This is a genomic window from Marinobacter sp. MIT930201 (genome assembly GCF_047122665.1).
In the GTDB taxonomy this organism is placed as follows: Bacteria; Pseudomonadota; Gammaproteobacteria; order Pseudomonadales; family Oleiphilaceae; genus Marinobacter; species Marinobacter salarius.
Genome location: NZ_CP138916.1, coordinates 281,330 through 306,767 on the forward strand (window position 1 = coordinate 281,330; position 25,438 = coordinate 306,767).

The window sequence follows — 25,438 nt, forward strand, 5'->3', positions numbered from 1 at the left end:
TCAGATCCAAACGTCATTCTCTGCCGTTTTGCTGCCAACCTCGTCGCCAGTATTCACAACGCCACGTGGCTCGATAAGCAAAACTTTTGCTTCGTGTTCCGCATAAGGTTTGTGTTCGATGCCTTTCGGGACAACGTACAATTCTCCCTCAGACAGATTCACAGACCCATCTCTGAAATCAATTCTCAGACTGCCCTCAAGCACGATAAACGTCTCGTCTGTATCCGTGTGGTCATGCCAAACGAACTCACCCTGGATTTTGACGACTTTGAACTGGTAGTCATTCATCTCGGCGATGACCTTTGGTGACCATTGCTCATCGAAGAGGCCGAGCTTGTTTTTGAAATTTACCGCCTGATAGCTCATGTGAACTCCTTTTCAGTAACAGTTAACGCCTTGCTCATTTGCGCAGCGGTTGTAGCGGATTTTTGTGCAACAATGAGCGCAGCGAATGCACAAAAAGGAGCGTAGACCGCTGCGTCAAATGGAGCAACTTGTTAGGCACTTGGTACCCTAAGTTCATAGCTCGTATATTTTTGACCAAACATTACGCTTTCGTATACCCGCGATGCCATTTTTGTCAGAAACTTGTATTCAGGGCGAGTGTTAAACAAATGCAATACCACATGACTGTGACCCAACTCTGAAGCCCACACCATCATGTCTTTGAACACGCCAATACCAACACCCCAGTAGGTTTCATTCAAAACTATTGCGAGCTCATAGGATTCATTTTCAAACTGGATTCCACACCAACCAGCAACAGCCCCATTTACACGGATTCCTCTTACTTTACATCCATTAGTTGAATCCACGCTAACCTTGCTTGCAACCCATTCTGCCAATGATTGTTCGTTAAACAGGCCGTGTGCTACTAAATGCTCACGGATCTTGTCTTTATTTAAGATTGAAAGCAATTCACCCCGATCAAGATCTTGTAAATATGTATATTCTATTTTTGCCATAGGTAGTCTTATTATTGCCTAACGCCAGAGTTTAGCGGCGCCCATGCAGCGCAGCGAAATGGGCGTCCGGTGTAGGGCCGTAGGCCCGGAACGTACTACAACGACTTGTTAACCATACTTGATGGCCAGCAAAATTGCCGACACCGTCGTCGCAACTAGAAACGGGGCCAGAAGTATGGGCAAAGAGACTCGATACTCCTTTACCGACTGGTAAATCCAATAGGCAGCAATAAAGAAGGAAGCTACCCCTACCCCGTGGGCCCACTTACCCGAAAACTCAGCAAGGCCCGTGCGCCCGGGTAGCGTCACATTGTCGAAGTAGAATGCCACCGTTCCGGCAACCAGGAATACGAAACTGAACAAACCATTAATGAATGACCAACGCCGACGATAGTAGCCAGCATCTCTGAGGATTGGGTCAAACTTCCACAATGCTCGACTCTCCAGGTTGCCAATGTGGTTAACGCGAAAACGAAGCGGCGCGTCTCACGCGTCCGCCTTACGTGACTGGTTAGAGCTTTTCTCACATTTCTCAGCTCGTTCCTCAAGGCTCCTGAGTTGCGCTTTTGCAGCTCTAAAGTCTTGCTCTGCAGTTTCCAGCCTCGTGCGCCATTTTTTTGTAAGACGACTACTTTTTTGGGCCAGATAAGCTATTAGCAATATGCAGACAACCAACGCGATGAACATTACAGCCTGCATATCATCAATGGAAATTCCGAAAAATTGATTGAGGAAGAAAATCGCCAAGCCGGACGCAAGGGTTTGAGAGAATAGCCTGATAAATCTCTTTGGATTGAATAACTCTTGTTTCATTAAGCTATACCTCTAACGCTTAGCGCACCGGTGACTTTGACGTAGCGAAGCGGAGACAAAGGCATCCGAGTGCCGCGCCTGGTTATGTTTGATATTCGATTTCTACGGCCGACTCGTCTCCACAATGAATGAAGAGTTCCCCTTTCGCTGAATTTGAAGATGAAAACTGAAACCAACCACGGCCAGACTTTTCACGACCATCATCATTTCCAGACCAAGAAAACTCGACTCGCCCTCCATCATCTGGAATGCGGTAGTCGATTTGGCCCTCAACTGCTCCGAATACAAAAAAGCCGAGGCCATCTTCATCGAACTGGAAGTATCCGGGCTCGATAAGATCAACAAAGTCTTGATCCCACATTTCCATCCACTTAATTCGCCAGCGTCCAACGACTTTACTCAAACTACCTCCTTAAAACATAACGCTTGCAGCAGGGGCGCGACGTCAGGAGCGTCCCTTGCCTGCATTGGTTAGGTTTTTTTCGGTGCAAATAGCAACTGCCAAGGATAAAAACAGAAAAGCCGCTGCCCATAGCCCAAAAATGTAAAACTTCTCAACGTCTGTGAACAAAGCCATAGCTGACCACACCAAGCTGTAAACTGTACAGGTGTAGAAACCGATTCTGAAGACAGAAAATCGTGAGCGACCAGTCTCCCAAAACCTTGTCAGCGCAACGAGGAAAAGAATGTTGTAGAAAGGCATAAGCACGGCAATTAGGCCGAAAGCAGCTGCAGGATCGCTGGGGATTCGAGAAACCGCCTCAGGAAATATCAAAACTGACCCGATAACAGACAAAACTAGCATTACCACTCCCGCGAAGAAGTAACCATCGACCGGCAGAACCAACGAGGCAACGTAGAATAAAATGGCTAGTCGGAAAAGCACGCGCTCAACCTGTGAACGTTTTCGTTTGGCGGTCGGTGCCGGCGAGGTTTCACCTTGCTTGATCTGTGCCGGCGGAGTTTCACTTTGCTCGATTCGGTCAAGCGCTACTGCGGCCATCGTAGAGTCAAGCGAATAATCATGCTCATTGATTATTTGCTCATAGATTTCTATGGCTCGATGGAGTGTGGCCGGATCTCGTTCATTTGCCTCCGCAAGTTCGATGAGCTGCTTTAGGTCTCTCAATTGAAATCCTTTTGAAACGGGCAAACCTAACGCCAGCGCACAACGGCGCCCTTGCAATGGAGGCGCAGCCGCAATGTAAAGGGTGTCCGGCGGCCACCGGCCGCGAATTGATGCGCCTTGTTAGGCGATGCCTGCTCAGAGTGCATCGGTCATCCTCCGCGTCGTTACATCTGTAAGACCCGAAGACTCATCAAAAGCCCAGAAAGAATCCAAGTCTGTTCTGAATATATTGCGGTAACCACCGAGGTAAATCCAAACCACCTTGTCTCCTTCTACGCCCCCCCAATTCGAATGTGACGTACCTCCGTCCCACTTGGAATTGATTCGCCAGCCTCGCAATTGGGCAATCCTTTCCAGATCATCGATGCTTGAACCAATAGGCACTGCTTCAAGTAACCAGGCTTGCACCGCTTCATCGGAACTGCGCAGCGGATTCGACGCCAGCGCGACCATGATTGCTACCAAAACCACTACTAATGCTGCTGCAGCTATCAGTCCAACTTTATTCATCTGCAACGCCTAACGCCGCTCAGCACGCGCGGCTACGGAATGGAGGCGAAGCCGCAATGTAGTAGACGTCGCCGTGACTGGCATTGTTAGCTTCCGTACCGGTACGTCTGGATATCGATGTCATTGCTCTCAATATAATCGACTAATCTACGGTATGCGTTTAGAAGCATCGGCCTGTTTCCCCAGTTGTTTTCCTCATCTGCGACACCAGGATTTATAAATGTGCCGGAGCTCGATATGAAGGAATCTGGGTTTTCAAGACACAACTTCGTGTGCTCCCAGTCTATTTCAAAAATTACGTAGTACGCTGATAGAAAATCTGAGATGAGGCCGAACAGCTCCTTGTATGCTTTGAAGCCTCCAGATTTCTGGATTGCTAGGGCTCTCGAAAGGTCCAACACTTCCTCAAGAAGCTCTCGGTCTGACCGAAGATCGGTGGCAGCGCCATTTTCATCCCCACTCGCTTCGACTATGCCCTTAACTTTGGCCTCAAGCTCCGGCCAAAATTTCTCGAAAACTGTGTTGAGAACGCCTTCCTCCAAAACATTGGATTTGTTGGCCTTGTTCAAATCTGAGACAAGTCGACGAAAGTCAGATTTCTCAAATAACGTCGTTTGAAATTGAGTTAGTGGACCGTTGATGTCTGAATTATCCAGCCCAATCAGAATCGGACAAACCAGAGATTGATCTACCTTCTTTGAAATCGCTCCCGCCTCAAACATAAGCCATTGGCTATTGAGATTTTGGCTCGTGACACAAAAAATGCCCGCCATGGAATCGTCAAGTTCCTGCGCAATATCGGATGACCAGCGTGTACCCTTCTCGATATCACTGGGAGTGAAGTAAGGTTTGACCGTTTGCAGCACAGTCGGTAGCCATTCGCGAACTGCCTCTGCAACCTTTCTGCTGGTTTCCCCCGACCAACTGATAAAAATTTTCATACTTTTCCTTCTTTCTGAGAGCTTCTTCTCGATAGCTAAAGCTTAGCTAACTAACCAGCGCCATCACGCCAAAGACAACAATCGCCGATGTAAGTAAAACATTCATAAACATCTGTTGATTCTCTAAGCGATCAAGCCGGCGATTAATCTGATCGGGAATCTCATAATATTTTTCTGTGAAGCCGCGCCTGTAGGTAGCATCAGTCATGTAATTTGCAGCAATGCTCAAACCGAAAAATATGACCATGAGGTTTAAAATACTGACAAATTGCTCCAAATCCCCCGCATCATCAGCCGTCTTTCTTGCTGACTCCAGCACACTTATAAGCCTGTCTCTTTCAGGCCCAGGGGCAGTATTCTCAACGTTGTTTTCTAGAGCAAAAACTTCAGCTTTTGCCTGATCTTTCATCAAGCTCGACTTTTCTTGGAGTTCCGTAAATAGATAGGAAAGCGAAGCCGCAACGAAGAATAGCACTACCGCGGCACCCGCCAGGAAAGCTGCGTTCTTGCTCTTAACTCCAGAAAAGACCCTCAAAAGCCAAGGTACAATCAAAGCGAAGATGCTCAGGAGAACCGATATTACGATTTTCTGATCAAAGTAAATTTTGCATACCTCGTTTCAAGCTAATCGGGATAGGGAGGCACCTCACGGTGCCCCTCCTCCCACATCACCGGGCATACGGATCACGTACCACGGCGATTCAGTGACTTGATTCAACCCGTTACCGCACTGCCAATTCCGGCAGTCCATAGCTCCGGAACAATCGGGCCGGTAAGGCGTGCCGCAGGGCCGGCGAATGACTCAGCCGCCACGGTCCATGGGCCGATTTGGCGGTGTTCCAGGCCAGCTCGACCGAGACACCCCTCTTTCTCAGCTCACGATACCCTTTTCGGTCCCATTGCTTCCACACGTAACTTCTCATTCTCCGCCGTATCCACTTGTCCAGGTCCCGCAGCGGGCTCAGTACTTCGGCTGCGTCGAAGTACGCTTTCCAACCAAGCAGGGTCTCTTTCAGATCTGTGATCACCTGGGCCAGTGAGTGGCCCCGTGTTCGGCGGCTCAGTGTCCGGATCTGGGCTTTCAGCTTGCTGATGGCTTTGTCAGCCACCTTCAAGCGTTGCCCTTTCCGGCTGAGGGTGAAGCCCAGGAAACTTCGCTTCCAGGGCCGGTCTACCGCGCTCTTTCGTGTATTCACTGTGAGCCTCAGCGAGTCCTCGATAAAGCGCGTCAGACTCACCATTACCCGCTCACCAGCTCGGCGACTGCTAACATGGATCTGACAGTCGTCCGCGTAGCGGGCAAATTTCAGGTTGCGCCGTTCCAGCTCCCAGTCCAGTTCGTCCAGCACCACATTGGCCAACACCGGAGACAGTGGCCCGCCTTGCGGCACGCCTTCTCGTGTCGGGGCTTTGTGGTGCTCGATCTGGACCCCTGCCTTCAGATACCGGTTGATCAGCCTGAGCAGCGGCTTGTCCGGCGTGTGCCGTTTCAACCGTGTCATCAGGCGATCATGGTTCACCCGGTCAAAGAAGGCCTCCAGGTCCAGATCCACCACCCAGTCACGGCCTTCCCGGGCACAGTGTTGTCCGTATCGGACCCCTTGATGAGCAGAGCGTCCCGGTCGGAAGCCATAGCTGTGTGGGTGGAAGCGCGGTTCCCAGTCTTGCTGGATAACCTGGGCAATCGCTTGTTGGATGAAGCGATCCAGCACTGTCGGTATGCCCAATGGGCGGGAACCGCCATTGGCTTTGGGAATGGTGACCCGCCGTACCGGCTTTGGTCGGTAGGTCTGCTGGAGCAGTTGTTGCCGGATCTCTGGCCAGTGTTGGCGTAGATAATCCGGCAGTTCATCCACGGTCATGCCGTCGATGCCCGGCGCTCCCTTGTTACGTCGAACCTGTTTCAGGGCGCGATTGAGGTTGTCCCTGCTCAATACACGCGCCATCCACGGTGAGGGTTGATCGGAGTGCGAGTCTTCCCGATTTCCGGAAACAGGTTCATCCCCTGGCTTTACCAGGGGCAGCGCAAGCTGCTTTGCGGATGCCATCCCGTTTCCCTGCACGGAACCTCGACTCCTGTCTCTGTTCGGGCCTTCGGTTCACGGGCGAACCTACTATGCCCTCGGCTGATTTCTGCCACGCGATCAGAGGCGATCGCTCGTCTCTCAGTGGGTCCGTCCACACGCAGCAGACCTCCCGGGGTAAGGCACAGAGCTTTCACGGCGTGAACGCCCGATTTATAAAGCACATCCCGGTCGCAGAAGGAGGGCTTCGCGGTCACGTGCCCGCTCGCCCCGGATGTACCACACCTCGTATCGGGTTCCTGTTCGTCGCCCCGCCGCTTTGGATTGGGCTTCCTCCAGACCCCACCTCGCGATGACGCCCTTGCCCTTCTCCTAGCCTTCGGCTCTGCGAACACCTGGCAGGAGGACTTTCACCTCCCTAGTTCTGTGCCATGCCCGGCACACACGCTGAAGCACAGCGGCGCCCTGACAAGGGCGTCCGGTGGCCGTAGGCCACGAACTGCTGCGACTGGTTAGATGCCGGAGCTGCCCGGCAATTTATTGCGGCACCCAATGCTGAATGCCTACTCCCGATACTTTGCACCAGCGCAACCCATGGCGCTAGGAACCAGAACACTGAACAAGCGGAAACAGCCCGATGTTTACGCCGGATGGCCCCGCGACCCAAACACCGAATTGGCCGCGAAAACCGTCGCCAAACCGAGGGCTGTGTTCTGCCCGAAGACAACTGACAGCCAGTGACCAAACACCAAACCCAAGAACGCCGGAGCCAGGCATTTAATCGGGATAGGGAGGCACCTCACGGTGCCCCTCCTCCCACATCACCGGGCATACGGATCACGTACCACGGCGATTCAGTGACTTGATTCAACCCGTTACCGCACTGCCAATTCCGGCAGTCCATAGCTCCGGAACAATCGGGCCGGTAAGGCGTGCCGCAGGGCCGGCGAATGACTCAGCCGCCACGGTCCATGGGCCGATTTGGCGGTGTTCCAGGCCAGCTCGACCGAGACACCCCTCTTTCTCAGCTCACGATACCCTTTTCGGTCCCATTGCTTCCACACGTAACTTCTCATTCTCCGCCGTATCCACTTGTCCAGGTCCCGCAGCGGGCTCAGTACTTCGGCTGCGTCGAAGTACGCTTTCCAACCAAGCAGGGTCTCTTTCAGATCTGTGATCACCTGGGCCAGTGAGTGGCCCCGTGTTCGGCGGCTCAGTGTCCGGATCTGGGCTTTCAGCTTGCTGATGGCTTTGTCAGCCACCTTCAAGCGTTGCCCTTTCCGGCTGAGGGTGAAGCCCAGGAAACTTCGCTTCCAGGGCCGGTCTACCGCGCTCTTTCGTGTATTCACTGTGAGCCTCAGCGAGTCCTCGATAAAGCGCGTCAGACTCACCATTACCCGCTCACCAGCTCGGCGACTGCTAACATGGATCTGACAGTCGTCCGCGTAGCGGGCAAATTTCAGGTTGCGCCGTTCCAGCTCCCAGTCCAGTTCGTCCAGCACCACATTGGCCAACACCGGAGACAGTGGCCCGCCTTGCGGCACGCCTTCTCGTGTCGGGGCTTTGTGGTGCTCGATCTGGACCCCTGCCTTCAGATACCGGTTGATCAGCCTGAGCAGCGGCTTGTCCGGCGTGTGCCGTTTCAACCGTGTCATCAGGCGATCATGGTTCACCCGGTCAAAGAAGGCCTCCAGGTCCAGATCCACCACCCAGTCACGGCCTTCCCGGGCACAGTGTTGTCCGTATCGGACCCCTTGATGAGCAGAGCGTCCCGGTCGGAAGCCATAGCTGTGTGGGTGGAAGCGCGGTTCCCAGTCTTGCTGGATAACCTGGGCAATCGCTTGTTGGATGAAGCGATCCAGCACTGTCGGTATGCCCAATGGGCGGGAACCGCCATTGGCTTTGGGAATGGTGACCCGCCGTACCGGCTTTGGTCGGTAGGTCTGCTGGAGCAGTTGTTGCCGGATCTCTGGCCAGTGTTGGCGTAGATAATCCGGCAGTTCATCCACGGTCATGCCGTCGATGCCCGGCGCTCCCTTGTTACGTCGAACCTGTTTCAGGGCGCGATTGAGGTTGTCCCTGCTCAATACACGCGCCATCCACGGTGAGGGTTGATCGGAGTGCGAGTCTTCCCGATTTCCGGAAACAGGTTCATCCCCTGGCTTTACCAGGGGCAGCGCAAGCTGCTTTGCGGATGCCATCCCGTTTCCCTGCACGGAACCTCGACTCCTGTCTCTGTTCGGGCCTTCGGTTCACGGGCGAACCTACTATGCCCTCGGCTGATTTCTGCCACGCGATCAGAGGCGATCGCTCGTCTCTCAGTGGGTCCGTCCACACGCAGCAGACCTCCCGGGGTAAGGCACAGAGCTTTCACGGCGTGAACGCCCGATTTATAAAGCACATCCCGGTCGCAGAAGGAGGGCTTCGCGGTCACGTGCCCGCTCGCCCCGGATGTACCACACCTCGTATCGGGTTCCTGTTCGTCGCCCCGCCGCTTTGGATTGGGCTTCCTCCAGACCCCACCTCGCGATGACGCCCTTGCCCTTCTCCTAGCCTTCGGCTCTGCGAACACCTGGCAGGAGGACTTTCACCTCCCTAGTTCTGTGCCATGCCCGGCACACACGCCAGCAATAAACGGCGCCCTGACAAGGGCGTCCGGTGGAGGCCGTAGGCCGGAACGAATTTAATTGCCTTGTTAGCTGTGGGTAACGAGAAAGACCATACCCTGGCTGACAATTTGACGGCATGCTCCGCTGCCCTGGCACCGCCGTACGCCGATGCATTGTGATTGAAAACTCCGCCGTCGATGCGGTGAACGAACCTGAACTTCAGAGTAGCAGGCAAGCAAGGAATCGGGCTTCGGCGGACGGCCCCGCAACGCAAACACCTACCTTTATACCAACACCATAATCCGCTGAGCTACCAGCAAGACGACGAACTTTGACGGCCTTGGCAGAACGCCGTTGATTCGGGTTTTACTGCCAGATTTCGGCCAAGGCCCGATGGCACCAAACCACCCCAAAAGACCCAAGGCACTACCAGCTAACGCCAGCAATAAACGGCGCCCTGACAAGGGCGTCCGGTGGAGGCCGAAGGCCGGAACGAATTTAATTGCATTGTTAGCTGATGAAGACTCTCGGCTATGGATCCGCTTTTCTGAGCACTCCATCTGAAACTAGTTTTTTCACGCTCTCACTCGTAGCCGACTCTATTAAATCATCCCACCCCGCGTAGGCATTCCCGCGTGATTGCCCCGTCGCATACCATGCGACTCGACCATCCACAATTGCTATTAACGAAACCTCATATTTGGCCCAAGGCTTGTTTAAAGTGTAGCCACCATAGGTGTAAGTTGTGCTTGAACCGGAAATCATGTTGCCGGTAACGGTAGCATTGCTTTGCGTCTCATAGCTTGGAGGAACATAGCTAGATGACGTTCCGCTGTCACTGGGCTGCAAAATTAAAACCGCGTCAATTTCCTGCTCCTTCACTCGAGCATCTATTTGTTCTGCGGACTGGGACTCACCAACAAAAAATACCTCAGAAGATTTTATGCACTCACTATTTGTCAAACGACCCAAGTTCGAGCAAAACTCGCTCTCTGCGACTTCACGATGATTTAGGTTTTGAAACTTTCCGAACACCAGTACCTTATCGAATGCACGGCCCTCAAGCTCTGGATTTGCTCTAGATGTCATCTCTGTGCTTGCACAAGCTGATACCAACACAATGAGAACGACAGGACCTGCAAGGCGCAGAATTTTTTGGAAATATTTCATATATCCTCCAGCGGACTTTTACTCTGCCCAAGATTAAGCCCCAGTGACGAGGACTATTTTTTATCTGTTAACATTTGTTTAGCAATCATGCCAGACCTAGATCCTTGAGCGTAAGGTCTGCGTTTGCTTTTGCACGAAAAGTGTCCACTGATACCCAATCGCCCTTTGCACTATCAAAGTATTTCCAGAAATCCCAACCGTTAGTGCTTGCCGCATTACCAACAGCACCAACGGATTCTTTGGCTGCAATCCCTGCAGACGAAAGGTTGTCATATAGCTCACCCTGAAACTTGATGCCTTCAGGGATTACTTCAGCAAAAAGTTCGTGCTTCTTTTGGCCTCGCAGCCCATATATCGCTCGAAGCTTTCCCAACGGTATCCTAGAGCCGCGCGGCATAACAAAAAAACGGATTGGGGCGTCCGGCCGCTCGCCATGATTACCAGCATTCTTTGTTGCGGTTTCAGTAGCTTTGCCGGTTTGAGCATCCTGAAAATCTAACAGGCGAGTTATGACGGAATCTGGGGTATCTACAAGCGGCTTAGCCAAGGCCTGGAGGCGATCAAACACTTTTTGGCTGATTTCAATCTGGATAGACTGGCTCATGACAAGACTCCAAAGTAACTATGGAGAAACTATAGTTACTCCATAGTTACTTTGCAAGCTTTGTGTGCACTGCTAACGCCAGGCTTTGCGGCGGTTTTGGAGGAGCAAAGCGACGGAAAAACCGTCCGACAACAGCCCCTTGTTAGCTGATGAACTGAGCCATGGCACGGTTTTGAGCTCCTGCTCCAGCCTCAAGACCCGCTTTGACACCAGCCCGGTTCTTTTCTGGTTGGTTCTGACTTGCTTTCAGCTTACCTATCAGAGTTTCAATTTCGATCTCTACACCGACGATCGCCTGTACCAAGCGTTCGGTGAAATCCGTTGGCGCATCATCAACGGACCAGGGATTGCCCATGTCCGACTCATGTTGATCTGTAAGTCGATGGAGATGATGTTTCAGCCAGGTCGAATCCTCAATAACGCGAGCAGTCCCTTCTGCATGGACAGCCAAATAGTTCCATGTTGGAACGACCCGACCTGTTTCTGCCTTGGTCTCATACCATGAGGGTGACACGTAGGCATCAGGCCCCTGAAAAACTGCAAGAATCCGAGCGCCATCACGCAGACGCTGCCAGACAGGATTGCTTCGAGCCAGATGACACTGAAGCTGCCCAAGGGAGCCATCTTTTCCAGAAATCAGATGAAAGGGGACATGGTTGGCCTCAATTCCACCCTCATCCGCGACTACCAGCAGACCAAACCCGTAGTCCCGAATATATTGCTGTAGCTTGCTTATGTCGTCTTCCTTGAAGTGGCTAGGTACATACATTCCTTGAGACTCCTTGGTACAGGTCTTGCCCAGCTAACGCCGATGATAAGCGGTGGCCCGACAGGGGCATCCGGTGGAGGCCGCAGGCCGGAACGAACTTAATTGCCTTGTTAAAGCGAGGCCACCCCATTGTGAATTTCTGACACTCAAGTTCGAATACCCACACCCAACAGCTTGTACAAACCTGAAGCATTGCGCTAGGAACCAGAGCTCCATTTACGCGACTTTACTAGCTGATGCGCCGGATTACCCCGCAACCGAGACACTTAATTATGACAAAGCACTCCGCTCGGCTAAGCAGCCAAACCCGATAACAAACTGACCGATTTTCACCAAACCCAGCAATAAAACCTACCGAAGCCACAGCCTTTAACGCTTAGCGCACCGGTGACTTTGACGTAGCGAAGCGGAGACAAAGGCATCCGAGTGCCGCGCCTGGTTATGTTTGATATTCGATTTCTACGGCCGACTCGTCTCCACAATGAATGAAGAGTTCCCCTTTCGCTGAATTTGAAGATGAAAACTGAAACCAACCACGGCCAGACTTTTCACGACCATCATCATTTCCAGACCAAGAAAACTCGACTCGCCCTCCATCATCTGGAATGCGGTAGTCGATTTGGCCCTCAACTGCTCCGAATACAAAAAAGCCGAGGCCATCTTCATCGAACTGGAAGTATCCGGGCTCGATAAGATCAACAAAGTCTTGATCCCACATTTCCATCCACTTAATTCGCCAGCGTCCAACGACTTTACTCAAACTACCTCCTTAAAACATAACGCTGAGCACAGCGGCGACCTTGGAATGGCGACGAAGGAGCCATGGAAAGGGCGTCCGGCGGCCATCGGCCGCGTACTGCTGCGACTTGTTAAGGGCCTGTTCACCCTTGGTTTTTATTGGGCACCCAATGCTGAATGCCAACTCCCGATACTGTGTGCCATCTTGACCCATTGCGCCAGGAACCAGGCCACCGAATGAGCGGAAATTACCCGACGATTACGCCGGATTGCCCCGCGACCTGAACTCCAAATTACGCGCCGAAGCCGTTGCCAAACTTAGGGCTGCTTTCTGCCTGCCGGCAACCTGCCAAGCGGCGGTAAAACACCAAACCAAAGAACACCGGAGCAAGGCCTTTAACGCCCGCCATAAACGGCGCGAGGAACGAGCGTCCGGCGACCGCAGGGAGCGAATTTAATGGCCTTGTTATGCGTTGACAGCATCTATTCTGACTTTGGTTCTGGTGTAGTTGATTGGCGGATACTCACCGTGATTCTGAAAGTACCACCACAAGAATTGCCCTTCAGCACCAAGTAAGGTGTCGCCAAATTTCCGGTAATCACAAAAAGCTATCTCAATCGGCCCGTAATTTTTTATTATCATGCCAAATTTCAGCTTGTTCGCTCTCGACGTGGCATGCAGGTTTGCATGGCGAAAGTATCTAGTTTTGAAGCTGCTTTTTGTTTGGCCTATATAGAGAATCCTACTTTCTCCATTGAGACGAGGCACTGGTTTTGAAGACAAGAAAAAATAGATTATGTTTTTTTCCTGTGCAGCAGCTTGTGAGCCATAGACATTTTCAAAGGCGGTCTTTGAAAGCTCGTTAATTTGACCCGGTAGACGATCAAAACCGTACACCAGAGATGGCAGCTCATGCTTTGTAATCAAACCTACTACTCCGCACCAAGATGGGTTGAGCCGTCAGGCAACCATTCTATATTTAAGCCACCATCACCAAAACGCACAACACCTTCCCTTTTCGGTAGTTCATTACATTGGGCTCGATACTCAATAAAGTTATCAAGCAATTCGATCAGGTGCACTTTGAATCCTGACTCAGTAGCCTGCTCAAAAATATCGTCTTCAACCGTCCAACGAGTACCGCTCAAGCGAGCCTCATTATCTTCCGCACAGAAAACCACTTCGCCATTTGCTTTCACAACCTCAGGGTATTGCTTGGCAAGCATAGCAAGGCGAGTAGCTTCGAAGTCTTGATCAAAATTTGGCATATTTTTTCCTTTGGCTCGTTATTCTTTCAGCTTGCGCCATCTGGGCGACAGGTTGCGTCGTAGAGCCGCATAACGCCTGCATAAACGGCGGCTTTTACGCAGCGAAGCGGAGAAAAAGCCGTCCGGTGGAGGGCCTTCAGGCCCGGAACGTATTTGATGCACTGGTTAGCTGGGGGTAACGATGAAGACCAATCCCTGGCTAACAACTCGACGGCATGCTCCGCTGCCCTGGCACCAACACCTGCCGATGCTCTGTAATTTGAAACCACCACCAATGATGCGGTGAATGAACCTGAACTTCAGAGTAGCAGAGCCAGACAGAATTTTTGGCGGACTGCCCCGCAAGGCGAACACCTACCTTAATACCAACGCAAAAACTCTGACTGAACTACCAGCAAGACCGCGAGCTTTGACGGCCTTGGCTAATCCGCCGGATCTCCGGTTTTGCTACCAGCTTTCGGCCAAGGCCCGATGGCACACAACCACCCAAAACGACCAAGGGCCACGCCAGCTAACGCCGGGCGGCAGGGGCGCGACGTCAGGAGCGTCCCCTGACCGCCTTTGTTAAGTTTTACCATTCCATCGCGTGATCAATACAAAACACTATCCCATTTAAAGCATTTTTCTCACAACCAGACTGAATGCAGCGTTCCGCTGATAAACCGCCGTAGAACTGAGTCAATAAATCTTTTCGATATGGAATGTCATCGAACGCAGCGAATGCAGATTTTGATTGAACCTTTACTGCCAAAGGCCCACGAGAGTGAATATCGATAATCCATAGCTGCTGGCAGCTAGGACACCTGAAAAGCCCATAATCGCCACTCTCTTCAAGCTTGATGAGAACTTCTATGAATTGCGGAAGCTCCTCATCCGGATGAAGCTCAAAGTGCTGTTTTCTTGATGCGCAGATACAGGTCATAGTTTGTAAACTTAACGCTGAGTGCAGGGGCGCGCGCAAGCGCGTCCGCTGGCACGACTGGTTAGCTGGGGGCAACTGGAGGCATAGCCGCTGGCAACCAACATGACGGCCTACTCCGTTGCCCTGGCACCAACCACCTGCTGATGCACCGTGATGAAAACCACCGCCAATGATGCGGCGAATGAACCTGAACTTTAGAGTAGCAGGGCTGAACCCGGTTTTCGGCGAACGGCCCCGCAAGGCAAGTACCGATTTCTATACCAGCGCCAACAACTGATTGGGCTGCTAGCAAGACGCGAATGCTGACGGCCTTGGCGAACACCCGACATTACCGGTTTTGCTACCTGCTTACGGCCAAGGCCATTGGCACAGAGTCGCTAAAAAAGAAGCAAGGCCTTACCAGCTAACGCCCGCAGCATGCGCGGCTTTGGAATGGAGGCGAAGCCGCAATGGAAAAGCCGTCGCCGTGCCTGCGATGGTTATGTGGTCGTCTCGCCATTGACCTGAATTCCGATCCAGATTTTGGGTTGCCGTCACTCACTCTTGCCAGACCTCCCCAATTTACCGTACACCAAGCCTAGGTACACCGCTGGCCAGACGAAGGGGCCGAAAATGTATGCCCTCAAGATAAGCCAATAGCCGGTCTTTTCCTTTACCCAGTCGCCAAACAAAGCAAAGAACGCCGCTATAGCGACAAAACTTACGACGCACATCAGGAAAGCTTTTACGATCGGATGGATAGCCTTAGTTCGCATCAACGATGCCTATACACATAACGCCTGCATAAACGGCGGCTTTTACGTAGCAAAGCGGAGAAAAAGCCGTCCGGTGGAGGCCCATCGGGCCGGAACGAATTTAATGCAATTGTTAGGTTTTAAGACCCACGCTCAGCCTCGGCTTTTATCGCGGCGGTGCTTTTGATAAAGCCTGCAACATAGGCCTGACCCACAATACTCCAAGCCACACGAGCACCAATACCGGTAAAGTATTCACCGTGGAGCAAGCGGGTTCTCGTTGGCCCCAACTTCTCTAGACGATGGTAGTGGTTTCCGCGAACAAGGCCGCGCAATCCCCGAGGATAACCCTGCCACTCAAGGTATGTGCCGTTTTCAACCCGAGTTAATTCTATCGGCATGGTGGTCAACTTTTCCCCCCTGAGGGGGAAACGGATAATGCCTTGTGTCCCCGGCTTTAATGCACCATCAATCTGGATTTGCCGTATACCTGGGCTCCATTTCGAGTAACCCGGAAAATCAGTGATGACATGCCAAACAGCATCAATGCCTGCCTCAACGATGCATTCCTCGACAGTTTGATACTTAGAACCTTCCATAGTGAAACCTAACGCTGAGCGCAGCGGTGGCCTTTACATAGCGAAGCGGCGTAAAGGCCATCCGACTGACGCGCCTGGTTATGCAAATTTAGTCCCGTAACTCTGCAATAACTTTCCACTGCTTTCTTCCTGGAAGCAAACACTCCCAAAACCTCCAGCCGTTGACAGGATTCCCTGTTATTGCAACGGCAGCAGACGAGGGAGAAGTGAACCGCTTGCCCTGAACTACAAGGGCACCTTCGGCTACAACTCCAGAATACAGCTGCCCCTTATAGGTTGCGCGAAATTCGGTCCCATGGGGAAAGGTAACCCCCTTACATACCCATGGATTTCCGCCTGTGGTTTCGTCACCTGCTGTAGGTTTAGATGCTGGATCGTCAAGCCCAAGGAGCGACCGAATCACGTCATTTTCGGTCATCGATTCGGACTTACGGCGAACTGTGAGCTCTTTGAAAACTTCAAAATCAACTTCGATAGCTGCCATGACTAGGCACTCCTGTTTAGTTATTACAGGAGTAATAGTAGCGTTTATAGCATTTATAGCAAGAACTTTTTGAGTCTATAGCGGAACCTTTTTATGCATAACAGCTAATTCAACGACAAATGACATCTACCAAAAACGCGCCTATTTCATACACCCTAGATGTCACTGACCATAATTTTCTTTTATTTTCAATAAATTAAAATATTCAACAACTGACCAGTCTGAAAAATAAGCGTCAATTGTCAAGTTTCACCCAGTACACCTGTTCGCTTATCTGAAATAGATCCTCAACGACTATTCCATATCTTTCATAGAGTTGTCAGCTCATTGGTACGAAATTTACGAAGTTTTGCGACAATTGTCGTATATCTCCGTTTTTCACCGTGAAATAACCCAAAAGCAGGCCTAAAATGCTGTATAAATAAACAGCATGGAGGCTGAGCCGATGATTTTGGATGTCCCACCAAAGTTGCCAGACAACCCTACCCGCTTTATGGATCAGCTGCGCACACTGATTCGTAGCCGAAATATGGCCTACAAGACTGAACAGACGTACTGCCACTGGATCAAGCGCTTCATCCGTTTTCATGGTATGCAGCATCCTTCCGCTTGTTCGGCAAAAGAGGTGGAACAATTTCTATCGCACCTTGCGGTGCAGCGTAACAACAGTGTCAGTACCCAGCGGACTGCGCTGAATGCCCTCGTGTTTCTGTTCCGCGAGTTTCTGGAGCAGCCCCTGGATGAACTATCGTTTGAAATGGCACGAAAACCCAGACGCTTACCCACCGTTTTTACCCATGATGAAGCCAAAGCCGTTATCAACGGCCTGGAAGGCGCTCCTCAGTTGGTTGCGCGCCTGATGTATGGCTCCGGCCTGCGAATCAACGAAGCCTTAAGACTTAGAGTAAAAGATGTGGATTTCGGGATGCAGCAAATCATCGTGCGCAGTGGAAAAGGCAATAAGGACAGAACAACCTTGCTCCCGGACTCATTGGCAGAGCCATTAACCCTGCAAATTGACGCTTGCCTGGTTCAGCACAAGAAAGACCTGGCCGGCGGTCATGGCGAAGTCTATATGCCCTTTTCTCTGAATCAAAAATACCCCAGCGGAGGCAAAGAACCTGCCTGGCAATATCTGTTTCCAGCCGCCAAGTTATCCATGGATCCGCGTAGCGGCGTCTTACGCCGGCACCATCTTCTGGATCGCGGTGTTCAACGGGCCATCGGTTTAGCTATTCGTGAGGCGGGAGTATACAAGCAGGCAAACAGCCACGCGTTTCGCCATAGCTTTGCCACTCGCCTACTGGAAAACGGATACGATATTCGCACTATTCAGAAGCTGCTGGGTCACGCCGACGTGCGCACCACTGAAATCTACACACATGTGGTTCGTAAAGGAGGCTTTGGAGTTCGCAGCCCGATAGACGACGCTTTCTAACTTTCCCAGCGGCTTTCCGGAATGCGCTGTACGTGGATATGCCCGATCAGGCGAATGGTGGGGCGAATCAGGAATTGGAAACTGCCAATAATGAACAGCCAGATGGCCGCCTTCTCGTGTTCGGGAAACAGAAACAGGACGCTGCCCACCAGAAACCAGATGGCGATCAGGAAATCATTAATGATGCTGAGCACTTCGTAACGGCGCCGTATAACCAGTTCTTCATGGCCTAACCGAAGGGTTAGTGGGTTATCTGTACGGTCTTCAGCCATTACACATCCTGTTTCCGGTGGGTTTGGTGAATTATTGCATGTCTTTGTAGGCTGCGTCGGTGCGCGCCGCCATGATGTAATCGTTTTTGTGCAAGCCACCGATTTTATGAGTCCACCATCGTACGGTCACTTTACCGTATTCCAGAAGGATGGCGGGGTGGTGCCCTTCCTCTTCGGCCAGGTCTCCCACTTTGTTGGTAAACGCTTGGGCCTGGGCAAAATTCTTGAGCTTGAACACTCGCTGTAACTGCTCTTCCCCGTCCAGCTCAATCTCCTGCCAGTCGGGTACGTCTTTCCCCAGGGCTTGCTTCTGGTCAGCAGTGACTTTGGGTGCATCTGCGCTGCAGGCTTCGCAGCTTTCTTTCGTCAGTTCACTCATTTCAACCTCCATGGTTGATGGCTGTACTACAAGCGTGGGTTCGTTCCGCCACATTATCAACCCACTGCTTGAAATCCTGTCTTTTTCAGAATACTGTATATTTAAACAGTATATTGAGAACTTTCCATGAGCGAGATTCTGAACACGCTGATGCAAGACGCCCGTGTATGGCAGGGTCAGCAGCATATCCGTACCAGCCGGCCATCGGAGCCAACCGGTTACCAGGTGCTGGACAACCAGCTCGGTGGTGTTGGCTGGCCTCGTGGGGCGTTGAGTGAATGTCTGCTGGATGAGCCCGGCATCGGTGAGTTGCACTTGCTACTGCCTCTGATGCAACGGCTTTCTCAGGCGGGTAAAACCGTATTCTGGCTGAACCCGCCCCATACACCCTACGCCCCTGCCCTGGCCCGTGAAGGGGTCAATCTGGACCAGGTCATACTGATCAATACTGAAGACGAAGGCGACTTCCTGTGGACACTGGAAAACTGTCTGCGTTCACCGGTCACCGGCCTGGTGATGGCCTGGCCCGGAAAACTGGCCGCCCGTGACATACGGCGCTTACAACTGGCCGCGGAGGCCGGCAGCAATGTGTGCGTGCTGTTCCGCGAACGGCGCCATGCCGAACAGAACTCCCCGGCGTCGCTACGCCTGGATCTGACGGCAGGAAGCCAACAGGCGCTCAAGGTCAATGTTCTGAAACGTCGCGGCAGCTGGCCCGGCCAATGTTGCTCAGTAGCCATGGAGCACCGGGCGGATCTGGCCTTCCGGGAAGCGCCCCGGGTGGTCCAAGGCCCCTGGGCCGGCAAGACCGGGTAAGGCGTATCATGCTCTGGCTGTACCTGCACTTTCCTCACCTGTTGCTCGACCATATTCGCCGCTCCCGCGAAAACCAGGGAGCGCTGGCTGTTGTGGAAGGCTCCGGCCAGAAGATTATCCAGGCCTGCCCGGAAGCCTATGCCCAGGGAGTACGCGCTGGCATGCGTCTGAAAACCGCCATCAGCCTGGTACCGGAACTGGGTATGCTCAGGGCGGACCACCAACAGGAAGCCCGGATACTGGAAGACCAGGCGCGCTGGCTATACCGGTACGCGGCTCACATCGTATTGGTACCCCCGAATGGCCTGTTGGCGGAAGTGGGCAGCCTGCAGCGGCTTTATGGTGGACTGGCCGCCGTCTGGCAGACTGTGGAACAGGGGCTGGATGAACGCCAGCTTAACGCCTGGATAGCCATCGGCCACACACCACTGGCCGCCCGGCTGATTGCCCATGCCGGCAAGGGTGAATGCACGGCAGACAAAGGCCATATCCTGCGCACATTGGGGCAGATGTCCCTGCTGACTGCAGAGTTCGATGACAAAACCTGTACCCGCCTGCAACGACTCGGCCTGAACACCCTGGATGAGGTCTTCGCACTGCCTGCCGCTGAACTGGCCCGCCGTCTGTCGCCGGAAACCCTCGCGTATGTGCAGAAAATCCAGGGTAACCGCGCGGACCCACAAACACCCTGGCAACCGCCCCACACCTTTCGTCAGCAGGCGGATTTTGTACAGGAGATTGAGCAGTCCCAGGGCCTGCTGTTCCCTCTGCAGCGCATTCTGTCAGAGCTGGAAGAAGACCTGTGCTGGCGACAGCAGGATACTGACAGCCTGCTGCTGGTCCTGCGGCACCGGCATCAAGAGCCTACCCGCATTCGGGTTCGCACCTCCGGCCCCGAGCATCGGGCCGAAGCATTTCTGAATCTTATCCGCCTACGGTTTGAGCAGCACCCGTTAAGGGCTCCGGTGATCTCATTAGTGCTGTCGGTTAAACGCTTCCTGGGGCGGGAAGCGGCCTCTGGCCAGGACCTCCTGGGTGAAACGCAGGATCTGAACGAAGCCTGGCATACCCTGATCAGCCGCCTGCAGGCACGGCTTGGCGGACATTCATTACGGCAGTTATCGCCGCAAGCAGATCACCGGCCCGAACGGGCCTGGTCGGCCTCCGAGGTGCAGCAAAAAAATCATACCCGCCTTCCTTCTCCCGACCCGTTACCCCGTCGTCCTTTATGGTTACTCAAAGGGCCACAACCGCTGGCCGAAGCTCCGACCATGTGGTTTTCGGGCCCGGAACGGATCAGTGGGGGCTGGTGGGACGGCCAGCGGGTTCACCGGGATTATTACATTGCCGAACTGTCCAACGGCCAGCTTGCCTGGGTGTTCCGGGATGTGCGGGATGGCTGGTTTGTGCATGGCTGGTTTGGCTGATGAGCGACTTCAGCTATGCCGAACTCTTCTGCTTCAGCAATTTCACCTTCCTGACCGGGGCTTCACACCCCCATGAACTGGCCGAGCAAGCACTGGAGCTGGGCTACTCTGCACTGGCCATCACAGATGCCTGCTCAGTGGCTGGCATTCCTCGGGCCTGGGCTGCACTGAAAGACAGCCCGGTAAAGCTGATCACCGGCAGCTGGTTTGAACTTGAGGACGCTCCGCCCGGAGCGGTTACTCCCCGCTTCATCCTGCTGGCCCGCACCCGCAAGGGTTATGGTCAGCTTTGCCAGTTGATCACCACTGGTCGCCGGCAAGCGGAGAAAGGCCAGTACCGGTTGTTCTTCCGGGATATCGAAACCCATTCACTGGACGATTGTGTGTGCCTGTGGCTGCCACCCTCACCCACGGTTGCGGATGCAGACCAGGCCCTGGCCTGTGGTGAATGGCTTCAGCGCCTGTTCGAGCCGAATCTCTGGATAGCCGCAGCCCGCACTCTTGAATCCGGGGAGGAGCAGCAACTGGCACGGGTACGCTGGCTGTCAGGCCACCTGCGTTGTCCGATAGCCGCCACCGGAGAGGTGCACATGCACAGCCGCGAGCGGCAACCGTTGCAGGATGTGCTCACGGCCCTGCGCAACCACACCAACCTGGAGAACGCCGGCCATTGCCTGTTCCAGAACGGGGAGCGCTACCTTCGACCATTACCGGTTCTTGATCGCCTGTTTCCGGAAGCCTGGCTCAGGGAAACCCTGGTGATTGCAGAGCAATGTACTTTCGAACCGGGTAGCTTGCGGTACGAATACCCACCGGACCTGGTGCCGGGCGGAACATCACCGGCGGCCTACCTGAAACAACTGACCCAAGACGGTGAACGCCGGCGATACCCAAACGGCACGCCATCGAACGTTCAGAGGCTGATACGCAAGGAACTGAGCCTGATATCAGAGATGAAGTACGAGCACTACTTCCTCACTATCCAGGACATAGTCGCCTTCGCCCGCAGCAAAGGCATTCTGTGCCAGGGCCGCGGGTCGGCTGCCAACTCTGCCGTGTGTTACTGCCTTGGCATCACCGAGGTCAACCCGGCTCACGTGGAGTTGCTGTTCGAACGCTTCATCTCCAAGGATCGCGGAGAGCCACCCGATATTGATGTGGATTTCGAGCATGAACGGCGGGAAGAGGTTATCCAGTACATCTACCGGCGCTACAGCCGGGAACGCGCAGCCCTGGCCGCCACGGTGATCCGCTACCGGCCACGCAGTGCCATCCGGGATGTGGGCAAGGCCCTGGGCTTTGATCCCGCCATGGTGGAACAGCTTTTGGAAGGCATCGATTGGCGGGACAAGGCCAGCAACTGGCGCCAGCAGATTCTCGACAAACACCTCACCCGCAACCCGAAAGTGGCCGACCAATTCTTTACCCTGGTGAATACCCTGTTGGGCTTCCCCCGCCACCTGTCCCAGCATGTCGGTGGTTTTGTCATCAGTGCCGGACCATTGGCCGAATTGGTACCAGTGGAGAACGCGGCCATGGCGGACCGTACCGTCATACAGTGGGACAAGGACGATCTGGAAAGCCTGGGCCTGATGAAAGTGGACGTGCTTGCCCTGGGCATGCTCACGGCCATCCGCAAGGCCTTGGACCTGATCAGTGAGGAAAAGGGTGCCCCTTTTTCCATGCAGGATATTCCGCAGGAAGATCCTGCCACCTATGCCATGTTGCAAAAAGGCGACAGCATCGGCGTCTTCCAGGTGGAATCCCGCGCGCAGATCAATATGCTGCCGCGCCTGAAACCGGAAACCTATTACGACCTGGTGATCGAGGTGGCCATTGTTCGCCCCGGCCCTATCCAGGGTGACATGGTTCACCCCTATCTGCGTCGCAAGCATGGCCTGGAGCCGGTGGACTATCCCAACGACGCTGTACGGAACGTTCTGGAGCGCACCCTGGGTGTGCCTATCTTCCAGGAGCAGGTGATCAAGCTGGCCATGGTGGCCGCGGGCTTCTCTGCCGGTGAAGCCGACCAGCTCCGCCGTGCGATGGCTGCCTGGAAGTCCCACGGCGACCTGACACCGTTTAGGGACAAGTTGATCAACGGCATGCTGGAACGCGGCCACGATGCCGATTTCGCCGAACGGTTATACCTGCAGATCTGCGGGTTCGGCGGTTACGGTTTTCCGGAATCCCATGCCGCCAGTTTTGCGCTGCTGGTGTATGTGTCCTCCTGGATTAAACGCCACTATCCAGCTGCCTTTTACTGCGCCCTGCTCAACAGCCAGCCCATGGGGTTCTACTCACCGTCCCAACTGGTCCAGGACGCCCGTCGTCATGACGTCACCGTGCTACCACCGGATGTAAACCACAGCCAATGGAATCACACCCTGGAGCCGCCCAATCGTCATTTACGTCTGGGGCTCAGGCTCATACAGGGCCTCTCTGCCAGCGGCGCCGAGCGCCTTTACAACAATCGCCCGGCTGAAGGTTACCGGTCCACCGCCGAACTACGTCACCTGGCCGGCCTGAACCAACGCGACATGGAACTGCTCGCAGGCGCTAACGCCATGCCAACGTTTACCACTAATCGCCATCAGGCTTACTGGCAACTGCTTGAGCACGAACAGCCCGCGGAGCTCTTTGCCAAAGAGACAGCGGCTCATTACCAGCCAGAACACTGTTACCAGTTGCCCGAACCCACGGAAGGCCAGAATGTACTGGCCGACTACGCCAGCCAGGGCCTGACCTTGCAGCGCCATCCCCTGGCCCTGCTCCGGGAACAGGGGCACCTGAAGTTCTGTCTCAACGCTGAACAACTCAAGAATATCCAGCCTGGCCGACCGGTTCAGGTTGCTGGCCTTGTCACAGGCCGCCAACGCCCCGGCTCCGCCTCCGGCGTCACCTTCGTTACCCTGGAAGACGAAACTGGAAACGTAAACGTGGTGGTCTGGCTGGAAACCGCACGGCGGCAGCGCAAGCCGTTGATAACGGCCCGGTTGTTACATGTGAAAGGGATCCTGGAAAGAGAAGGCGATATTGTTCACGTGATGGCAGGAAGGCTGTCGGATTTGAGCCATCTGATTCAGACGTTACCGGTTAATTCCCGGGATTTTCATTGATGAAGCACCATTGCGGAGGCGACTAAATCGAGTAGGAGGGGGAGTTATCTCCCCCGTCCTCTCACACCACCGGGCATACGGTTCCGTACCACGGCGGTTCATGGTCGGCTCTGAAGCCGAGTCATCGTATCCAGCAAGCTTACCAGAGACAGACGGTCGAATACCCTCTTAGGCAGGGCCGCGTTCATATGAGACGCACCGCTGTTCCACCAGGGTCCACGACCATTGGTCGCGCTCCTCCAAGCCCTTATCTCAGTCAAGCCTAGCCGTACCAGGTTGCGGGCCCGCGTGCGGGTCCGCTTCCACTGCTGCCACAGGATCAGGCGAAGCCGCCGTCTTATCCAGCCATCCAGGGCTTCGACCGAACGCTTCGAGGCGGTCAGGCGATAGTAATTTGCCCAGCCTCTCAGCACCGGGTTCAGGTTCCGGATGGTGGTCGTCAACGACTGTCCCCGTGACCGTTTCAGCAGGGGGCGAAGCTTGGCCATGAAGGCCTTCAGGCTTTTGGGCGCGACTCTCAACCGGACCTGACGTTTATGCCAGCTCACGCTGTAACCCAGAAAGCTCCGGCGCCAGGGGCGATCCACGGCACTCTTCGCCGTATTCACCGTCAGGCGCAGGTGCGTTTCCAGGTAGTGGGTAATGCTGGTCATGGTCCGTTCACCGGCTCGTCGGCTGCGAACGTAGAGGTTGCAATCATCCGCATAACGACAGAACCGGTGCCCCCGGCGTTCCAACTCCCGATCCAGTTCGGTCAGAAGCACATTGGACAGCAGAGGAGATAAGGGACCGCCTTGTGGCGTCCCTTCCCCCCTCGGGCTGACCAGCCCGCCTGACAGCATGCCTGCTCGCAGGTAACGCCGGATCAGGGTGAGTATCCGCCGGTCAGTGATGTGACGAGCCAGCAGGCTCATCAGCACATCGTGATTGACCCGGTCGAAGAACTGGGCCAGATCCAGATCGACCACCCAGCGGTGGCCGTCGTTGATATGCCGTTGCATCGCCTTGACCGCCTGATGGGCACTTCGACCAGGACGGAACCCGTAGCTGTGATCCGAGAAGGTCGGCTCCAGCATCGGGCTCAGTGTTTGGTGAAGTGCTTGCTGGATCAGGCGATCCTGCACCGTCGGAATACCCAGTATCCGTTCCCCGCCTTGCGGCTTGGGGATGCTGACCCGGCGTACCGGTTGAGGATGGTAGTCTCCGGCCAACAGCCGCTCGCGCAGTGTTGGCCAATGCTGTTGCAGGTGGCCCTTCAGGGCTGTTACCGGCATCTGATCGACGCCAGCCGCCCCTTTGTTGGACACCACCCGCTGATACGCACGCATCAGGTTCGGGCGCTCAAGCACCTGCTCCATCAGCGCGTTCGGCTCCGCGTTCGTCCACGGGTGAGCCCCCGCGCCTGCCTCGACACGGGCCTCAGTACCTGCCGGGTTCCGCCCAACCCCTTCCTGAATGCCCTGACCCATCCGGGTCGCTTCTGTCTTCATAAGCACATCACGAGAACTCACCGTCTACTAACGGCCAACCATGTTCGGTCCTTCAGTACGCGGTAACGCACCTACTATGACCTCGGCTGAGTTCTGGCTCCCCATCCCCACCTCTCGCGAAGTGAGTAGCACAGCGGCAGAGAACCAGACTTCCCAGGGTAAGACGCGTGACCTTCACACTTATGCCCGCCGCATTTACGTCCACACCTTCCGTGCA

At 54.1% G+C, this 25,438-nt stretch carries 27 protein-coding genes; 4 read left to right on the forward strand and 23 right to left on the reverse strand.

The window, feature by feature from the left end:
- From SIC19_RS01340 to SIC19_RS01435, 20 genes are all read right to left on the reverse strand, one after another.
- Nucleotides 1–366 carry a cupin domain-containing protein gene (locus SIC19_RS01340; protein ID WP_269400299.1) on the reverse strand — a complete coding sequence of 122 codons (366 nt, stop codon included), beginning with the start codon at nt 364–366 and terminating at the stop codon, nt 1–3.
- Between the two features lie 131 nt (nt 367–497).
- Nucleotides 498–965 carry a hypothetical protein gene (locus SIC19_RS01345; RefSeq protein ID WP_269400293.1) on the reverse strand — a complete coding sequence of 156 codons (468 nt, stop codon included), beginning with the start codon at nt 963–965 and terminating at the stop codon, nt 498–500.
- Between the two features lie 108 nt (nt 966–1,073).
- Complete coding sequence (locus SIC19_RS01350) at nt 1,074–1,397, reverse strand: hypothetical protein (RefSeq protein ID WP_289601064.1); 324 nt, start codon at nt 1,395–1,397, stop codon at nt 1,074–1,076.
- Nucleotides 1,398–1,451: 54 nt separating this feature from the next.
- Nucleotides 1,452–1,778 (reverse strand): hypothetical protein, encoded by a 327-nt coding sequence (locus SIC19_RS01355; protein WP_269400289.1) that lies wholly within the window; start codon nt 1,776–1,778, stop codon nt 1,452–1,454.
- 82 nt (nt 1,779–1,860) lie between these two features.
- Nucleotides 1,861–2,181, reverse strand: a complete 321-nt coding sequence (locus SIC19_RS01360) for a hypothetical protein (protein WP_164834383.1) — start codon at nt 2,179–2,181, stop codon at nt 1,861–1,863.
- Between the two features lie 42 nt (nt 2,182–2,223).
- Entirely contained in the window at nt 2,224–2,907 is a 684-nt protein-coding gene (locus SIC19_RS01365; protein ID WP_289601063.1) for a hypothetical protein, read from the reverse strand.
- Between the two features lie 135 nt (nt 2,908–3,042).
- On the reverse strand, nt 3,043–3,417 hold the full coding sequence (locus tag SIC19_RS01370; protein WP_289601062.1) for a hypothetical protein: 375 nt from the start codon (nt 3,415–3,417) through the stop codon (nt 3,043–3,045).
- Nucleotides 3,418–3,503: 86 nt separating this feature from the next.
- On the reverse strand, nt 3,504–4,358 hold the full coding sequence (locus SIC19_RS01375) for a TIR domain-containing protein (protein ID WP_289601061.1): 855 nt from the start codon (nt 4,356–4,358) through the stop codon (nt 3,504–3,506).
- 46 nt (nt 4,359–4,404) lie between these two features.
- Entirely contained in the window at nt 4,405–4,911 is a 507-nt protein-coding gene (locus tag SIC19_RS01380; RefSeq protein WP_289601060.1) for a hypothetical protein, read from the reverse strand.
- Between the two features lie 169 nt (nt 4,912–5,080).
- On the reverse strand, nt 5,081–6,406 hold the full coding sequence (gene ltrA / locus SIC19_RS01385; RefSeq protein ID WP_127400988.1) for a group II intron reverse transcriptase/maturase: 1,326 nt from the start codon (nt 6,404–6,406) through the stop codon (nt 5,081–5,083).
- A gap of 851 nt (nt 6,407–7,257) precedes the next feature.
- Nucleotides 7,258–8,583 carry a group II intron reverse transcriptase/maturase gene (gene ltrA, locus SIC19_RS01390; RefSeq protein WP_127400988.1) on the reverse strand — a complete coding sequence of 442 codons (1,326 nt, stop codon included), beginning with the start codon at nt 8,581–8,583 and terminating at the stop codon, nt 7,258–7,260.
- A 939-nt stretch (nt 8,584–9,522) separates the two neighbouring features.
- Nucleotides 9,523–10,161 carry a hypothetical protein gene (locus SIC19_RS01395; protein WP_036204336.1) on the reverse strand — a complete coding sequence of 213 codons (639 nt, stop codon included), beginning with the start codon at nt 10,159–10,161 and terminating at the stop codon, nt 9,523–9,525.
- Between the two features lie 85 nt (nt 10,162–10,246).
- Nucleotides 10,247–10,765 carry a hypothetical protein gene (locus SIC19_RS01400; protein ID WP_036204334.1) on the reverse strand — a complete coding sequence of 173 codons (519 nt, stop codon included), beginning with the start codon at nt 10,763–10,765 and terminating at the stop codon, nt 10,247–10,249.
- 142 nt (nt 10,766–10,907) lie between these two features.
- Nucleotides 10,908–11,534 carry an FMN-binding negative transcriptional regulator gene (locus SIC19_RS01405; protein ID WP_036204332.1) on the reverse strand — a complete coding sequence of 209 codons (627 nt, stop codon included), beginning with the start codon at nt 11,532–11,534 and terminating at the stop codon, nt 10,908–10,910.
- Between the two features lie 439 nt (nt 11,535–11,973).
- Nucleotides 11,974–12,294, reverse strand: a complete 321-nt coding sequence (locus tag SIC19_RS01410; RefSeq protein ID WP_164834383.1) for a hypothetical protein — start codon at nt 12,292–12,294, stop codon at nt 11,974–11,976.
- 444 nt (nt 12,295–12,738) lie between these two features.
- On the reverse strand, nt 12,739–13,200 hold the full coding sequence (locus SIC19_RS01415; RefSeq protein ID WP_127400977.1) for a hypothetical protein: 462 nt from the start codon (nt 13,198–13,200) through the stop codon (nt 12,739–12,741).
- Nucleotides 13,201–13,205: 5 nt separating this feature from the next.
- Nucleotides 13,206–13,541: a hypothetical protein gene (locus SIC19_RS01420; RefSeq protein WP_127400975.1), complete on the reverse strand. Its 336-nt coding sequence runs from the start codon at nt 13,539–13,541 to the stop codon at nt 13,206–13,208.
- 571 nt (nt 13,542–14,112) lie between these two features.
- Complete coding sequence (locus SIC19_RS01425; protein WP_127400969.1) at nt 14,113–14,463, reverse strand: hypothetical protein; 351 nt, start codon at nt 14,461–14,463, stop codon at nt 14,113–14,115.
- 874 nt (nt 14,464–15,337) lie between these two features.
- Entirely contained in the window at nt 15,338–15,796 is a 459-nt protein-coding gene (locus SIC19_RS01430) for an SRPBCC family protein (protein WP_412535564.1), read from the reverse strand.
- An 88-nt stretch (nt 15,797–15,884) separates the two neighbouring features.
- Nucleotides 15,885–16,280, reverse strand: a complete 396-nt coding sequence (locus tag SIC19_RS01435; RefSeq protein ID WP_412535565.1) for a hypothetical protein — start codon at nt 16,278–16,280, stop codon at nt 15,885–15,887.
- A gap of 445 nt (nt 16,281–16,725) precedes the next feature.
- Here SIC19_RS01435 and SIC19_RS01440 point away from each other — a divergent pair, with 445 nt between their 5' ends.
- Entirely contained in the window at nt 16,726–17,718 is a 993-nt protein-coding gene (locus tag SIC19_RS01440) for an integron integrase (RefSeq protein WP_051946894.1), read from the forward strand.
- Here SIC19_RS01440 and SIC19_RS01445 read toward each other — a convergent pair.
- Entirely contained in the window at nt 17,715–17,990 is a 276-nt protein-coding gene (locus tag SIC19_RS01445; protein ID WP_036206757.1) for a YrhK family protein, read from the reverse strand. The two genes, SIC19_RS01440 and SIC19_RS01445, sit on opposite strands and share 4 nt — an antisense overlap.
- Before the next feature lie 31 nt (nt 17,991–18,021).
- Entirely contained in the window at nt 18,022–18,369 is a 348-nt protein-coding gene (locus SIC19_RS01450) for a 4a-hydroxytetrahydrobiopterin dehydratase (protein ID WP_036206996.1), read from the reverse strand.
- Nucleotides 18,370–18,495: 126 nt separating this feature from the next.
- On the opposite strand from SIC19_RS01450, the gene imuA reads away from it, so the two are divergent.
- From imuA to SIC19_RS01465, 3 genes are read left to right on the forward strand one after another with little or no spacing between them, the layout of a single operon-like run.
- Nucleotides 18,496–19,185 (forward strand): translesion DNA synthesis-associated protein ImuA, encoded by a 690-nt coding sequence (gene imuA, locus SIC19_RS01455; protein WP_036206755.1) that lies wholly within the window; start codon nt 18,496–18,498, stop codon nt 19,183–19,185.
- A gap of 8 nt (nt 19,186–19,193) precedes the next feature.
- The gene (locus SIC19_RS01460) at nt 19,194–20,612 is read left to right on the forward strand and encodes a Y-family DNA polymerase (protein WP_036206752.1); all 1,419 of its coding nucleotides are present in this window, start codon (nt 19,194–19,196) and stop codon (nt 20,610–20,612) included.
- Nucleotides 20,612–23,731 carry an error-prone DNA polymerase gene (locus SIC19_RS01465; RefSeq protein WP_127400967.1) on the forward strand — a complete coding sequence of 1,040 codons (3,120 nt, stop codon included), beginning with the start codon at nt 20,612–20,614 and terminating at the stop codon, nt 23,729–23,731. Before SIC19_RS01460 ends, SIC19_RS01465 begins: the two co-directional genes overlap by 1 nt.
- A 98-nt stretch (nt 23,732–23,829) precedes the next feature.
- Here the strand turns inward: SIC19_RS01465 and ltrA (SIC19_RS01470) are convergent, their stop codons facing one another.
- Nucleotides 23,830–25,221, reverse strand: a complete 1,392-nt coding sequence (gene ltrA / locus SIC19_RS01470) for a group II intron reverse transcriptase/maturase (protein ID WP_412535514.1) — start codon at nt 25,219–25,221, stop codon at nt 23,830–23,832.
- Nucleotides 25,222–25,438: the final 217 nt, after the last annotated feature.